Below are 12,915 nucleotides of genomic sequence, written 5' to 3'. Positions count from 1 at the left end.
GACAGCGGCCAGCTTCCTGGGTATAATCGCCTGAATCTTGTGTCCGGAGGAAATCTCCTCCGCTACAGCTTGCGCTTTAACGGCAAGCATCGGCCATGCACCAATATCACGACCTGCTCGAACGCATCCTGTCCGACGGCGCGGAGAAGCACGACCGCACCGGCACCGGCACGCTGTCGGTGTTCGGCCACCAGATGCGTTTCAATCTGGGCGCCGGCTTTCCCCTCGTTACCACCAAGCGGCTGCCGCTCAAGGCGATCGTGCACGAGCTGCTGTGGTTCCTGAGGGGCGACACCAACATCAAATATCTGCACGACCACGGGGTCACGATCTGGGACGAGTGGGCGGATGCCAATGGCGATCTTGGCCCGGTCTACGGCTATCAATGGCGCTCCTGGCCGACGCCCGACGGCGGCCATATCGACCAGATCGCCAATGTGATCGACATGATCAAGCGCAATCCGGATTCGCGCCGGCTCATCGTTACGGCGTGGAATCCGGCCGATGTCGAGAAGATGGCGTTGCCGCCGTGCCATTGTTTGTTTCAGTTCTACGTCGTGAATGGCAAGCTGTCGTGCCAGCTCTATCAGCGCTCGGCCGATGTCTTCCTCGGCGTCCCCTTCAACATCGCCTCCTATGCGCTGCTGACGATGATGGTGGCGCAGGTGACCGGCCTGAAGCCGGGCGAGTTCGTACACTCCTTCGGCGACGTCCATCTCTACTCCAACCACGTCGAACAGGCGCGACTGCAATTGACCCGTGCGCCGCGGTCGCTGCCCACGATGACGCTCAATCCCGACGTCAAGGACATCTTCGCCTTCCGCTACGAGGATTTCGCGCTCGCCGGCTACGACCCGCATCCGCACATCAAGGCCGAGGTGGCGGTGTAGCTGATGTCGCTGGTCATTCGCGGCGCCGGGCCGGCTGACATCGGCGTGGTCTTTGCCCTGATCCGGGAACTCGCCGACTACGAGAAGCTGTCGCACGAGGTCGTGGCGACCGAAGCGGACATTGCCGCCGCACTGTTCTGTGAGAATCCCACGCTGTTCTGCGACATCGCGGAGTGGAACGGCGAGGTCGCCGGCTTCGCGGTCTGGTTTGTCAACTTCTCCACCTTCGCAGGCCGTCCCGGCATCTATCTCGAAGATTTGTTCGTGCGGCCCGCCTTCCGCCGCAACGGCATCGGCCAGGCGCTGCTCGGCCATCTGGCGCGCCGCTGTATCGCGCGCAATTGGGCGCGGCTGCAATGGTCGGTGCTCGACTGGAACGCGCCCTCGATCACGTTCTACAAGTCGCTCGGCGCCGAGCTGCTGGATGACTGGACCCTGTGCAAGGTGACGGGCACGGCGCTGGTGCAGCTTGCGGAGCGGGCGCCATGATCGAGATCGTGCTTATCGTCGCAATGGCCGAGAATGGCGTGATCGGTGCCGCAGGTGCGATTCCGTGGCGGCAGAAGAGCGACATGCAGCGCTTCAAAGCGATGACGATGGGACGGCCCATTGTCATGGGCCGCAAGACGTTCATCTCGTTTCCGCGCCGGCCGCTGCCGGGCCGCACCAACATCATCGTCACCCGCGATGCCGCGTTCCGCGCGCCCGGCGCCATCGTGACCCGCTCGGTCGGTGAGGCGCTCACGATCGCCCGCGGTGACGCGCTGCGGCGTTCGGCCGCGGAAATCGCCATCATCGGCGGGGCAGAGATCTATGCCGCGACGATGCCGCTGGCCGACCGTCTGGAGATCACCGAGGTGCATATGAGCCCGCCGGGCGATACGCTGTTTCCGGCCGTCGATCCGGCTCGGTGGGAGCAGGTGGCGCGCGAGCGCCATGCGTCGGGACCGGACGATCAGGCCGACTTCTCCTATGTGACCTATCGCCGGAAGCGGTGAGCGCTGACGGCCGCCTGACGCCGTCCCGTCATCTCAAGACCATCCGTTAATGATGAAGTTCGCGTCGTTGGGCCGCTCCAGGCCGCCCTGACCGCGGCAAACCAGCGCTTCGGCCGCTGTTTACATTGACAAAACCCGGTTCGGGCTTAGCTGGAGCGCTACATTGTAAGGGGCCGGGCCGTCCCTTATAAACCGGCCACCGTCGGGGCCGGCGTTTGTGCACCATGAGCCTCTCGGAGGAGATCGATCGATGGCGTGGAAGAATCAGGGCGGAGGCCCTTGGGGTCCGGGTCCGAAGGGGCCCTGGGGCTCGGGACCGCAACCGGTCGGTCCAAGGCCACCGGACCTCGAAGATCTTCTGCGGCGCGGTCAGGACCGGCTTCAGCAGTTCATTCCGGGGGGCGGCTTCGGCGCCGTCGGCGTGCTCCTGGTCGTGGTCGGCGCGATCGCGATCTGGCTCCTGTCCGGCTTCTACAGGGTGCAGTCCGAAGAGCTCGGCGTCGTGCTGCGCTTCGGAAAATATGTCCGTGATGAGCAGCCCGGCCTGCGCTACCATTTGCCCTATCCGATCGAGACCGTGCTGCTGCCGAAGGCGCTGCGCGTCAATTCGATCTCCATCGGCATCACCGCCAATGACGATCCGGGCCGGCGTGGCCGTGGCGGTCGCGATGTGCCCGAGGAAAGCCTGATGCTGACCGGCGACGAGAACATCGTCGATGTCGACGTCACGGTGCTGTGGCGCATCAAGCCGAAGGGCGCTGCCGACTTCCTGTTCAACATCCAGAACCCTGAGGGCACGGTGAAGGCCGTGGCCGAAAGCGCGATGCGCGAGGTGATCGGCCGTTCCAACATTCAGCCGATCCTCACCGGCGCCCGCACCGTGATCGAGCAGAACGTGCAGGAGCTGATGCAGAAGACGCTCGATAATTATGGCTCGGGCATCCAGATCACCCAGGTGCAGATGCAGAAGGTCGACCCACCGGCGCAGGTGATCGAGGCGTTCCGCGACGTTCAGGCGGCCCGTGCCGACCTCGAGCGGCTGCAGAACGAGGCGCAGACCTACGCCAACAAGGTGGTGCCGGATGCGCGCGGCCGCGCCGCGCAGATCCTGCAGGTCGCCGAAGGCTACAAGGAGCAGGCGATCGCCGAGGCCAAGGGTCAGAGCGCGCGTTTCATCAAGGTCTATGACGAGTACAAGAAGGCCCCGAACGTGACCCGCGAACGCATTTATCTCGAGACGATGGAGCGCGTGCTCTCCGGCTCCGAGAAGCTCGTGCTCGACGGCGGCCCGTCCGGCGGCCCCGTGCCGTTGCTGCCGCTCGGCGATCTCGCGCCGCGCCGCCAAGGCCAAGGTCAGGGCCCCGCGACCCAGCAGGGAGGCGTCCGATGAGGTCCCCCGTCGCAGGCATCGTCGCGCTGGTCGTGGCGCTGGCCCTCGTCGTCATCGGCTACAGTTCGCTGTTCACCGTGCAGCAGACCGAGCAGGCGCTCGTCGTGCGCTTCGGCAAGCCGGTCGATGTCGTCACTGAGCCCGGCTTGAACTTCAAGGCGCCATTCATCGACAACGTGATCTCGATCGACAAGCGCATTCTCGACCTGGAGAATCCGTCGCAGGAGGTGATCGCCTTCGACCAGAAGCGGCTCGTGGTCGATGCCTTCGCGCGCTACCGGATCAAGAACGCGCTGCAGTTCTACCAGAGCGTCGGCTCGATCCAGACCGCCAATGTTCAGCTCGGCACCTTGCTCAACGCCTCGCTCCGCCGCGTGCTCGGCGAGGTCACCTTCACCCAGGTGGTGCGCGACGAACGCGAAGGGCTGATGCGCAAGATCCGCGATCAGCTCGACAAGGAGGCCGATGCCTATGGCATTCAGGTCGTCGATGTCCGCATCCGTCGTGCCGATCTGCCGGAGGCCAACAGCCAGGCGGTCTACAATCGGATGAAGACTGAACGGCAGCGCGAGGCCGAGGAGTTCCGGGCCCTCGGCGGCCAGAAGGCGCAGGAGATCAGGTCCAAGGCCGACCGTGAGGCGACTGTGATCGTGGCCGAGGCCAATTCGCAGGCGGAGCAGACCCGCGGCGCCGGCGATGCCGAGCGCAACCGGCTGTTCGCTGAGGCCTATGGCAAGGATCCCGACTTCTTCGCCTTCTACCGCTCGATGTCGGCCTATGAGAACGGGCTGAAGTCCGGCGAGACCCGCTTCCTGCTGCGGCCCGATTCGGAGTTCTTCCGCTATTTCGCCAATCCCTCGGGCAAGGCGGGATCGGACACGCCGTCTCCGGCCGGCGCGACGGCGGCCGCGGCGCAGGCGCCCAAACCCTGATGTCATCGGGCGGTCGATCCCGGTGAATAAGAGTTGACAGAGACGGGGCGAAGCCGTTGCTTCGCCCCGTCTGATATCAAGAAGGTCGAATGGGAGGTCCGGGTCCGATGAGGTCCATTGCGTTTTCCGATTTCCTCATCGGATTAGGTATCCTGTTCGTGCTCGAGGGTCTGATGTTCGCGGCAAGTCCGGAGTGGATGCGGCGGGCCATGAAGACGGCGATGACCACGCCCGACAACGTGCTGCGCGCGGTTGGAATCGGGTCCGCGGTGGCTGGGCTGGTGCTGATCTGGGTCATCCGGCGCCCGATCTGAACCCGGCGGCGCCCGCGCCGCCGTATGATCGACCCGGCAGGAACCCCGGACGATTGCGGCCATTACGATGGCGCCCGTTGCCTTCCGCCCGGCCAACGCCATTGTGAGGCGATGGCTGCGCCATTTTGCCGTATTAGGTCGCCTTCAATGATGAATTCGGCGCTCCGAGCCGGCGTGCTTGCGTCCTCGGCCGGTTCCGGCGCACTGTACCGACTGAATTTTCTGTCCTTTTGGAGATCCGCCCGATGACCGCAACCCTTGCTCTCAGCCGCTTGCGCCCGATCGTGACCGCGGCGGTTTTCGCCGTCGGCTGGGCGCTCGCGCCGGCGCCGGCTTCGGCACGGGGGCCCGAAGGGATTGCCGACGTCGCCGAGAAGGTGATCGACGCGGTGGTCAACATCTCGACCTCGCAGACCGTCGAGGCCAAGGGCGGCGGAGAGGGGCGCGGCGCCAATCCGCAGGTGCCGCCGGGCTCGCCGTTCGAGGAGTTCTTCGACGACTTCTTCAAGAACCGCCGCGGCGGCCCAGGCGGCCGGGGTGGGGCCGACAACTCGCCACGCCGCACCAATTCGCTGGGCTCGGGCTTCATCGTCGACGATTCCGGCGTGGTCGTCACCAACAACCACGTCATCGCCGATGCTGACGAGATCAACGTGATCATGAACGACGGCACCAAGATCAAGGCCGAGCTGGTCGGCGTCGACAAGAAGACGGACCTCGCAGTGCTCAAGTTCAAGCCGCCGCGGCCGCTGACCGTGGTGAAGTTCGGCGATTCCGACAAGCTTCGGCTGGGCGACTGGGTGGTCGCGATCGGCAACCCGTTCAGCCTCGGCGGCACCGTCACCGCGGGCATCGTCTCGGCTAAGAACCGCGACATCTCGTCGGGGCCCTATGACAGCTACATCCAGACCGACGCCGCGATCAATCGCGGCAATTCCGGCGGTCCGCTGTTCAACCTCGACGGCGAGGTCATCGGCGTCAACACCCTGATCATCTCGCCGTCGGGCGGCTCGATCGGCATCGGCTTCGCGGTGCCGTCGAAGACGGTGGCCGGCGTTGTCGACCAGCTGCGCCAGTTCGGCGAACTGCGCCGCGGCTGGCTCGGTGTGCGCATCCAGGGCGTCACCGACGAGATCGCGGAGAGCCTCAACATCAAGCCGGCGCGCGGCGCGCTGGTCGCAGGCGTCGACGACAAGGGACCGGCCAAGCCGGCGGGCATCGAGCCGGGCGACGTGGTCGTCAAGTTCGACGGTCATGACATCAAGGAGCCGAAGGACCTGTCGCGGATCGTCGCCGACACCGCGGTCGGCAAGGAAGTCGATGTCATCGTCATCCGCAAGGGCCAGGAGCAGACGCTCAAGGTCAAGCTCGGCCGGCTCGAGGACAACGAGAAAGTGCAGCAGGCGGCGATCAAGAAGGACGAGCCGGCCGAGAAGCCCCAGACGCAGAAGGCGCTCGGGCTCGATCTCGCCGCGCTGTCGAAGGATCTGCGCACGCGCTACAAGATCAAGGACAGCGTCAAGGGCGTCATCGTCACCGGCGTCGACCAGGGCTCCGATGCCGCCGAGAAGCGCCTGTCGGCCGGCGACGTCATCGTCGAGGTTGCGCAGGAGGCCGTGACCTCCGGCGCCGATATTAAGAAGCGGGTCGACCAGCTCAAGAAGGACGGCAAGAAGTCGGTGCTGCTTTTGGTCTCCAACGCCGACGGCGAACTCCGCTTCGTGGCGCTCAGCCTGCAGTAAGAGGCGGCCTCGCCGCCGTCATTGCGGGCGAGCGGCGCAATCCAGAGTTCAATGAGCGGCTCTGGATTGCGTCGTCGCATATGCCCCTCGCAATGACGGTGATCGGCACGCGCGCTGCCGCAGTGGGAAAGCCGTGCCCGAGCCTGCATGGAGTGGTTCGGGACAGGTTCGTCAGTTGGCGCCTCTCATAATATCGGTCGCGGCTGTCTGGCTCCTGGATCGGCGCATCGCCTTCATTGGCTGACCGCAAGATGATGCTGTTCACGCAAGTTTCCGCTGGGGCAGGGCCTGGATCTCAAAGGGCCTGGACCTCAATCACTTTCCGACAGCAGCGCCGCCTCGCCGGCCAGCCAGCCCGTGAACAGTTTGACGCGCGGGTCCGCGCTCAGCACGGCGGGCCAGCGCACGACATGGACTTTGCTGGACGGCATATCCCATTCAGCTGCCAGCACGCGAGTCAAGCGCCGGTCGGCCAGCGCGTCGTGCACCAGCAGTGATCGTCCCAGTGCCACGCCCGCGCCCGCGATCGCTGCGGCCAGCGCCAGGCTGATCGTGTCGACCCGCATGCCGCCCGGCGCTGCCGCGCCGAGGCCGAGCCGCTCGAACCATGCCGGCCATGACCATTCCGCGCCGTCGTCGCGGCCAGCGCGCCCCTTGTGAATGATCGGATAGTTTGCGAGATCGCGGACGTTGTGCAGGGCGCGGCTGCGTGGCAACAGGCGCGGCATGGCGACGGGGAAGACACGCTCCCGGAACAGCACCCGTTGCGTCGAGCTTGCGCGTGCCACTGTCTTCGGCAGCCACAGCACCTGAAGGTCGACATCGGCCGCCCGCGCTTGGGCTTCGCTTTCCGCGACAAAGAGCTCGACGCCGACATCGCCGTGTCGCGCCAGAAAGCCGGGCAATCTCCGCACCAGCCAATAATGCGACAGGGCCGCGCCCACCCCGACCTTCAAGACTGCGGGCTGTGCGGCGGCACGGTAGCGCGCACGCAGCATCGCCAGTTCGTCGAGCAGGCCCACGGTCTCGGTGAGCAGCGAGGCGCCGGCCGTCGTCGGCGACAGCCCAGTCCCGCTGCGGTGGTTGAACAGCTTGGCGCCGAGATAGGTCTCGAGCTTGCGCAGCCGGTGGCTCACCGCGCTCTGTGTCAGTCCGAGTTCGGTCGCCGCCAATGTGATGCTGCGGTGGCGGGCCGCAGCTTCAAAGGCCACGAGCCCATCGAAAGGCGGAAGAGATCGCATGATGCCAGTATGAATGAAATTCATGCTGACGTGAACAGGCGCGACGGTCATTTCTGAGGGCGTCGCTCGTCACGTTGGAGTGCGCTCAGTGCCTAACGCCCGTTCAGTGTCATCGCCGTCCGAACTGGAGACGGTCACGTCGATGTGGCCGGCGCTCGCCTTGAGCCTGGCCGCCTTCCTCACCAATTTCGACGTGACCGCCGTGGTCGTCGCCTTGCCCGTGATCGCGGACGGGCTGGGGCTCGGGATCGCCGGCCAGGCCTGGGTGATGGACGCTTACAGCCTCGCCTTCACGGCGGCGCTCCTGGTTGCGGGCAGTCTTGCCGACAGCATGGGCCGTCGCCGTGCGATGCTGGCCGGCAATCTCGTCTTCGCGGCGGCATCGCTGGCGTGCGCGCTGGCGGGGGATGGCTTGACCCTCGGGCTCGCACGCGCCTTGCAGGGATTGGGAGCGGCCTTTGTGATGACCGGCGGCGTCGCGCTGATCGCCGCGCTCTATCCGGCGCCGGGCGCGCGCACGCGGGCGTTGGGCTGGCTCGGCGTGGTCTCTGGCGTTGCCATGGCGCTCGGACCGAGCATTGGCGGCGGCATCTCCACGTGGGTCGGTTGGCGCTGGATCTTCGCCGCCAATCTGCCGGCGTGCCTGCTGGCCGCCTGGAGCATTCCCAGGCTCGTGCCCGAAATGCACAAGTCGCCGCAACGTCCGCTCGACTACCTCGGCATGGGGCTTCTGAGCGCAGCGCTCTGCATGCTGATCGCCGCGCTGTTGCACGCGCGCGGCGGCGCAGATCTGGTCCTCGGAATTGTCCTGGCCGCGCTGCTTCTGGGGGCCTTCCTGTGGCAGCAGCGGCGCCGGCCGCAGCCGATCTTTGATCCCGCGATCTTCGTCAACCGCGCGATGATTGCGGTCGCGCTGCTGCTGAATTCGGTGTCGCTCGGCTATTGGGCCGTCCTGGTCTATCTGCCGAACTTTTTCGCTGCGACATTCGGCTGGAACGCGGCCGAATGTGGATTGGCGATGCTCATGGCGACATTCCCGATGCTCGTGGTGCCGCCATTCGGTGCCAGGCTGGTCAACTGGTGGGGCTGGCGACGGCATTTCAGCGTCGCGCTCGCCATCACGGCTGTCGGCAATCTGCTGTTCGTCGGCGCGCTCGCCACACCAGATCCGACGTTCCGATCATGGCTGGTGCGCGTCGCCATGGGCGCGATGGGAGTGGGCGCCGCGCTGGCGCATCCGCAATTGTCGGGGGCGGTCGTTGCGCTGGTGCCGGCTGATCAGGCCGGCACGGCGGTGGCGGTCACGGTGATCATGCGCCAGGCCGGCTTCGCGATCGGGATCGCGACGCTCGGCGCCGTTCTGGGTCTCTCGGGAGGAGCGCCTGACTATGCCCGGATGTTCCTGGTGGCGGCCTCGGCCTGCGCCGTGGCCAGCGTTGCCGCGCTCCTGCTGCTGCCCTCGGCCACCGTCGCGCGGATCGGCGGGGAGAAGCAGCAGCAAGCGGCCTGATGGCGGGAAGCCATCTTTCCGGATCTGCTCCAGGACCGATCAGATCGACCTCTGATTGACCCGTTGCGAGAGCGCCTCGGCGCTTTCCTTGCGCTCGGAGTAGCGGTCGACCAGATAGTCGGCCCGGTCGCGTGTCAGCAGCGTGAACTTGACGAGCTCTTCCATCACGTCGACGAGGCGATCATAATAGGCCGATGGCTTCATGCGCCCGGCCTCGTCGAACTCCGCGAAGGCCTTCGGGACTGACGACTGGTTCGGGATGGTGATCAGCCGCATCCAGCGGCCGAGCACGCGCAGTTGGTTGACGGCGTTGAAAGACTGCGAGCCGCCGCTGACCTGCATCACCGCCAGCGTCTTGCCCTGCGTCGGCCTGACGGCTCCCACCGACAGCGGAATCCAGTCGATCTGGGTCTTCATCACGCCGGTCATCGCCCCGTGCCGCTCGGGCGAGCACCACACCATGCCCTCGCACCAGGTCACGAGCTGCATGAGCTCCTGAACCTTCTGATGATCGGGCCTGGACTCGTCGACCAGGGGCAATCCGTGCGGATCGAAGCTCCGCGTCTCCACGCCATAACGGGCGAGAATGCGCGCGGCCTCCTCGGTGAGCAGCCGGCTGAACGAACGCTGCCGCAGCGATCCATAGAGCAGCAGGATGCGCGGGGGATGCGAGGACGGGGCTGGCTCCAGCAGCTTCGCCCGGTCGATCGGACGGAACGCGGCATCGTCCAATTGCGGCGTCGTGTCAGTCAACGCGGCTCCCTCCGGCCTCACACAGCAGCCGACATCCACTCTGGAGCGGGGATCAATGGCTCGCAATCAGATGCTGACCAAAACAACCCTCGTCAACACCATGGCGGGTTGGATCATCTGATGTCAACGGCGGGGGAAGGGAGGGGAGAAGGAGGCTCGTTGCCTCGACTGCTCCGACGTGGCGGCGCACCATCGTCACGTCGTGGTCGGCATCGTCCCGGGCGGTGGCGCCCGCGACCGGCGACACCTCCTCGAGCTATGACAGAACGGGGCTCGAGGAGATGGGTCGAGAGATCACATCAGGCGCTTAGTTGCGTGCGCTGCCGACCGTGGTCGGGACAACAAGAGCGGCGCTGCGGCGGTGGGTGGTCAGCACGGCGAGCTGGTGGTTCGTGGCGGGCATGCCGGCGCGCGTCAGGTCGGCAGCGGGGGCCTGCTCCTCGGCAGCCGAAGCGCCGACGACGGACAGTTGATGCGGAGTGGCCGGCAGCGCCTTGACTTCGTAGTTCGGCAATTCGGCTGCAACAGCGGCGCTGCTGAGCGCGGCGAGAACGAGCAGAGTGCTGGGAATGAGTCGCTTGATGGTCATCGGAGGTCCTTTTGTGACGATGATCGATCGCGTCATGCGCAATCGTGTTCGTGTCTTGGACGCTTCCTCACCTGAAAAACCATATATGCGATGCAGCATGATTTGACAATTGATGGAACGGTGACGCGGTTAAAATTAGCGGCGTCGTTGCTGGATCTGATGCGAGTGTCGAATGACACGATCAGCGTTTTGAAATGATTTGGAACGTGGTTGCGCGTGAGCGCGGCAGATTGAAATAAACGTTCAGCCCGATTGCGCGAGCAGAGGCTGCACATGTCCTTGCCCTCGAATGCATGATTCGTATTCAAAGCGGCGTGCGCCCTTCGGCTGCCATCACGGCGCGATGTGTCATTCGTTCGAACGAGGCCGCGCCGTGTTCACCATCCGGCTCGCAGGGGTGACATGATGGCGCGCAGGCAGCCGTTTCTGCGCGGCGGCTGCTTCATCCAGGGCTCATTCCACGAATTCGGCGCGCGTGTAGCCCTGGGCGTAGAGGAGCGCGGTGAGGTCGCCATGGTCGATGCGTGCGGAGGCGGCCGCGGAGACCGCGGGCTTGGCGTGATAGGCGACGCCGAGGCCGGCCGCCTCGATCATGCCGAGATCGTTGGCGCCGTCACCCACCGCCAGCGTGTCGATCTCGTCGAGGTCGAAGGATTCGCGCAGTTCGGTCAGGGTGGCGAGCTTGGCGTCGCGTCCGATGATCGGCTCACGCACGTCACCGGTCAGCTTGCCGTCGGCCACCACGAGCTCGTTGGCGCGATTTTCCTGAAAGCCGATCGTGGCCGCGATGGGACGCGTGAACAGCGTGAAGCCGCCGGAGATCAGACATGTATAGGCGCCATGTGCCCGCATGGTCATTACCAGCTGGCGGCCGCCCGGGGTGAGCTTGATACGCTTGGCGAGAACCTCGTCGACGACGCTCACCGGCAGGTCCTTCAGCAGCGCCACGCGTTCGCGCAAGGCCGGCTCGAACGCGATCTCGCCGCGCATCGCCCGTTCGGTGATGGCGGAGACACGCGCCTTCAGCCCGGCAAATTCGGCGAGTTCGTCGATGCATTCCTGTCCGATCATCGTCGAGTCCATGTCGGCCAGAAAAAGCTTCTTGCGCCGGACGGCTTCCGCCTGCACGACGATGTCGATCGGCATGTCGCCGCGCAGGTCGCGCAAGCGCGCCTCGATCTTGTGGACCTCGCCCTCGCCGGCGAACGGGATGTCGATCGCGACTTCGTCGAACAGCCAGCGCGGCGTCCCCGGCGATGGCAGTACGGCCAGGAAGGCCTCCACGATGGTGGTATCAAGCGCGGGATCGGCGGGATTGCAGATGAAGGTGGCGACGAGAGACATCCGGTGACTTTGCCAGGGATCAACAAAGCCGTGCTTATCGCAGGGCCGACCGCCAGCGGCAAGTCGGCGCTCGCTCTGGAACTTGCGCAAAAAGCGGGCGGGGCGGTCATTAATACCGATTCGATGCAGGTCTACCGCGATCTGAGGGTGCTGACGGCCCGACCGAGCCTCGCCGAAGAGGCCGCGGTGCCGCACCGGCTCTATGGCTGTGTCGATGCCGCCGTGAACTACTCGGCCGGCCATTATGTCCGTGATGCCAAAGAGGTTCTCGACGAGGTGCGACGAGGCGGGGGGCTGCCGATCTTCATCGGCGGCACCGGGCTTTACTTCAAGGCCCTGACGCGCGGCCTGTCGGCCGTGCCACCTGTGCCGGACGAGGTGCGCGAGGCGGTGCGTCTCAGGCTCGATCGCGACGGGGTGGAGGCGCTGCATGCCGAGCTGGCGCGGCGCGATGCCGCGGCGGCGGCGCGGCTGAATGTCCGCGACCGCACCCGTATTGCCCGGGCGCTGGAGGTGATCGAGGCCACCGGTCGGCCATTGGCCGAGTGGCATGCCGAGACCACCCCGCCACTGCTCCCGGAGGGAAGCTATCGGGCGCTGTTCATCGCTCCGGAGCGCGAGGCGCTGTACGCCAGGATCGATGCACGGTTTGACGCCATGCTCGCGGACGGGGCGCTGGAGGAGGTCACGCGGCTGGCGGCGCGCGGGCTCGATCCGCTGCTGCCGGCGATGAAGGCCCACGGCGTGCCGGCGCTGATCCGGCATCTCCGCGGAGAGATCACGCGGGAGGAGGCGGCCGTGATCGGCAAGGCCGACACCCGGCATTATGCCAAGCGGCAATTCACCTGGTTTCGGCATCAGCTGCCGGAGTTCGAATGGCTGACGCCGGAGCAGGCGCGGGGGTGGGTGGCGTTCCTCTAATTGTCATCGCGAGAAGCGCAGCGACGAAGCGATCCAGAGTTGTCGAGTGGCCCCGGATTGCTTCGCTTCGCTCGCAATGACGGCGTGACGGCCAAATTACCGCTCGCCGAACGGCGAATTCCGCGTTAACCTGACAAAATCGCGCGTATGAGCCGGCTTTGCCTTGACATCGGGGTATCCGTGGCTATGTTCGCGCAACCTTTGGGAAGTCTGCTCGGCAACATGCGCAACATTATTACCGCCATCCTTATCGTAGTCGTACCCAGGCGCATCGCCGGGGATGGCTAGCGG

At 65.7% G+C, this 12,915-nt stretch carries 13 protein-coding genes; 9 read left to right on the top strand and 4 right to left on the bottom strand.

Annotated features, from left to right (window positions below; genetic code table 11):
- The first annotated feature begins 95 nt into the window (after positions 1 to 95).
- From HL671_RS04335 to HL671_RS04305, 7 genes are all read left to right on the top strand, one after another.
- Positions 96 to 890 (top strand): thymidylate synthase, encoded by a 795-nt coding sequence (locus HL671_RS04335; RefSeq protein ID WP_012045977.1) that lies wholly within the window; start codon positions 96 to 98, stop codon positions 888 to 890.
- A 3-nt stretch (positions 891 to 893) separates the two neighbouring features.
- Positions 894 to 1,379: a GNAT family N-acetyltransferase gene (locus HL671_RS04330; RefSeq protein WP_012045976.1), complete on the top strand. Its 486-nt coding sequence runs from the start codon at positions 894 to 896 to the stop codon at positions 1,377 to 1,379.
- On the top strand, positions 1,376 to 1,888 hold the full coding sequence (locus tag HL671_RS04325) for a dihydrofolate reductase (RefSeq protein WP_172235704.1): 513 nt from the start codon (positions 1,376 to 1,378) through the stop codon (positions 1,886 to 1,888). Before HL671_RS04330 ends, HL671_RS04325 begins: the two co-directional genes overlap by 4 nt.
- Before the next feature lie 250 nt (positions 1,889 to 2,138).
- Complete coding sequence (gene hflK / locus HL671_RS04320) at positions 2,139 to 3,278, top strand: FtsH protease activity modulator HflK (RefSeq protein WP_172235703.1); 1,140 nt, start codon at positions 2,139 to 2,141, stop codon at positions 3,276 to 3,278.
- Complete coding sequence (gene hflC / locus HL671_RS04315; protein WP_012045973.1) at positions 3,275 to 4,210, top strand: protease modulator HflC; 936 nt, start codon at positions 3,275 to 3,277, stop codon at positions 4,208 to 4,210. Before hflK ends, hflC begins: the two co-directional genes overlap by 4 nt.
- 107 nt (positions 4,211 to 4,317) lie before the next feature.
- Positions 4,318 to 4,524: a DUF2065 domain-containing protein gene (locus HL671_RS04310; RefSeq protein ID WP_008960820.1), complete on the top strand. Its 207-nt coding sequence runs from the start codon at positions 4,318 to 4,320 to the stop codon at positions 4,522 to 4,524.
- A gap of 245 nt (positions 4,525 to 4,769) precedes the next feature.
- Positions 4,770 to 6,266: a Do family serine endopeptidase gene (locus tag HL671_RS04305; protein WP_012045972.1), complete on the top strand. Its 1,497-nt coding sequence runs from the start codon at positions 4,770 to 4,772 to the stop codon at positions 6,264 to 6,266.
- A 311-nt stretch (positions 6,267 to 6,577) separates the two neighbouring features.
- On the opposite strand, the gene HL671_RS04300 is transcribed toward HL671_RS04305, so the two are convergent.
- Entirely contained in the window at positions 6,578 to 7,477 is a 900-nt protein-coding gene (locus HL671_RS04300; RefSeq protein ID WP_244424178.1) for a LysR substrate-binding domain-containing protein, read from the bottom strand.
- Positions 7,478 to 7,595: 118 nt separating this feature from the next.
- On the opposite strand from HL671_RS04300, the gene HL671_RS04295 reads away from it, so the two are divergent.
- Positions 7,596 to 9,017, top strand: a complete 1,422-nt coding sequence (locus tag HL671_RS04295; protein ID WP_172235701.1) for an MFS transporter — start codon at positions 7,596 to 7,598, stop codon at positions 9,015 to 9,017.
- Between the two features lie 39 nt (positions 9,018 to 9,056).
- Here HL671_RS04295 and arsH read toward each other — a convergent pair whose 3' ends face one another.
- From arsH to serB, 3 genes are all read right to left on the bottom strand, one after another.
- Positions 9,057 to 9,770 (bottom strand): arsenical resistance protein ArsH, encoded by a 714-nt coding sequence (gene arsH, locus HL671_RS04290; RefSeq protein WP_172235700.1) that lies wholly within the window; start codon positions 9,768 to 9,770, stop codon positions 9,057 to 9,059.
- 307 nt (positions 9,771 to 10,077) lie between these two features.
- Positions 10,078 to 10,359 carry a hypothetical protein gene (locus HL671_RS04285; protein ID WP_172235699.1) on the bottom strand — a complete coding sequence of 94 codons (282 nt, stop codon included), beginning with the start codon at positions 10,357 to 10,359 and terminating at the stop codon, positions 10,078 to 10,080.
- 453 nt (positions 10,360 to 10,812) lie between these two features.
- The gene (gene serB / locus HL671_RS04280; RefSeq protein ID WP_172235698.1) at positions 10,813 to 11,703 is read right to left on the bottom strand and encodes a phosphoserine phosphatase SerB; all 891 of its coding nucleotides are present in this window, start codon (positions 11,701 to 11,703) and stop codon (positions 10,813 to 10,815) included.
- A 3-nt stretch (positions 11,704 to 11,706) separates the two neighbouring features.
- Between serB and miaA the strand changes: the two genes are divergently transcribed.
- Positions 11,707 to 12,624: a tRNA (adenosine(37)-N6)-dimethylallyltransferase MiaA gene (miaA, locus tag HL671_RS04275; protein WP_172235697.1), complete on the top strand. Its 918-nt coding sequence runs from the start codon at positions 11,707 to 11,709 to the stop codon at positions 12,622 to 12,624.
- Positions 12,625 to 12,915: the final 291 nt, after the last annotated feature.

Origin of the sequence: Bradyrhizobium denitrificans, assembly GCF_013179005.1 — a bacterium.
Taxonomy (GTDB): domain Bacteria; phylum Pseudomonadota; class Alphaproteobacteria; order Rhizobiales; family Xanthobacteraceae; genus Bradyrhizobium; species Bradyrhizobium denitrificans.
This window is presented reverse-complemented; position numbering and strand designations above follow the sequence as displayed.

Bases quoted from the DNA above. Each gene is read 5' to 3' on its own strand.
- hflK (WP_172235703.1), top strand. From the start codon at position 2,139: ATGGCGTGGAAGAATCAGGGCGGAGGCCCTTGGGGTCCGGGTCCGAAG.
- HL671_RS04310 (WP_008960820.1), top strand. From the start codon at position 4,318: ATGAGGTCCATTGCGTTTTCCGATTTCCTCATCGGATTAGGTATCCTG.
- HL671_RS04335 (WP_012045977.1), top strand. From the start codon at position 96: ATGCACCAATATCACGACCTGCTCGAACGCATCCTGTCCGACGGCGCG.
- hflC (WP_012045973.1), top strand. From the start codon at position 3,275: ATGAGGTCCCCCGTCGCAGGCATCGTCGCGCTGGTCGTGGCGCTGGCC.
- HL671_RS04305 (WP_012045972.1), top strand. From the start codon at position 4,770: ATGACCGCAACCCTTGCTCTCAGCCGCTTGCGCCCGATCGTGACCGCG.
- HL671_RS04285 (WP_172235699.1), bottom strand. From the start codon at position 10,359: ATGACCATCAAGCGACTCATTCCCAGCACTCTGCTCGTTCTCGCCGCG.
- serB (WP_172235698.1), bottom strand. From the start codon at position 11,703: ATGTCTCTCGTCGCCACCTTCATCTGCAATCCCGCCGATCCCGCGCTT.
- HL671_RS04330 (WP_012045976.1), top strand. From the start codon at position 894: ATGTCGCTGGTCATTCGCGGCGCCGGGCCGGCTGACATCGGCGTGGTC.
- HL671_RS04325 (WP_172235704.1), top strand. From the start codon at position 1,376: ATGATCGAGATCGTGCTTATCGTCGCAATGGCCGAGAATGGCGTGATC.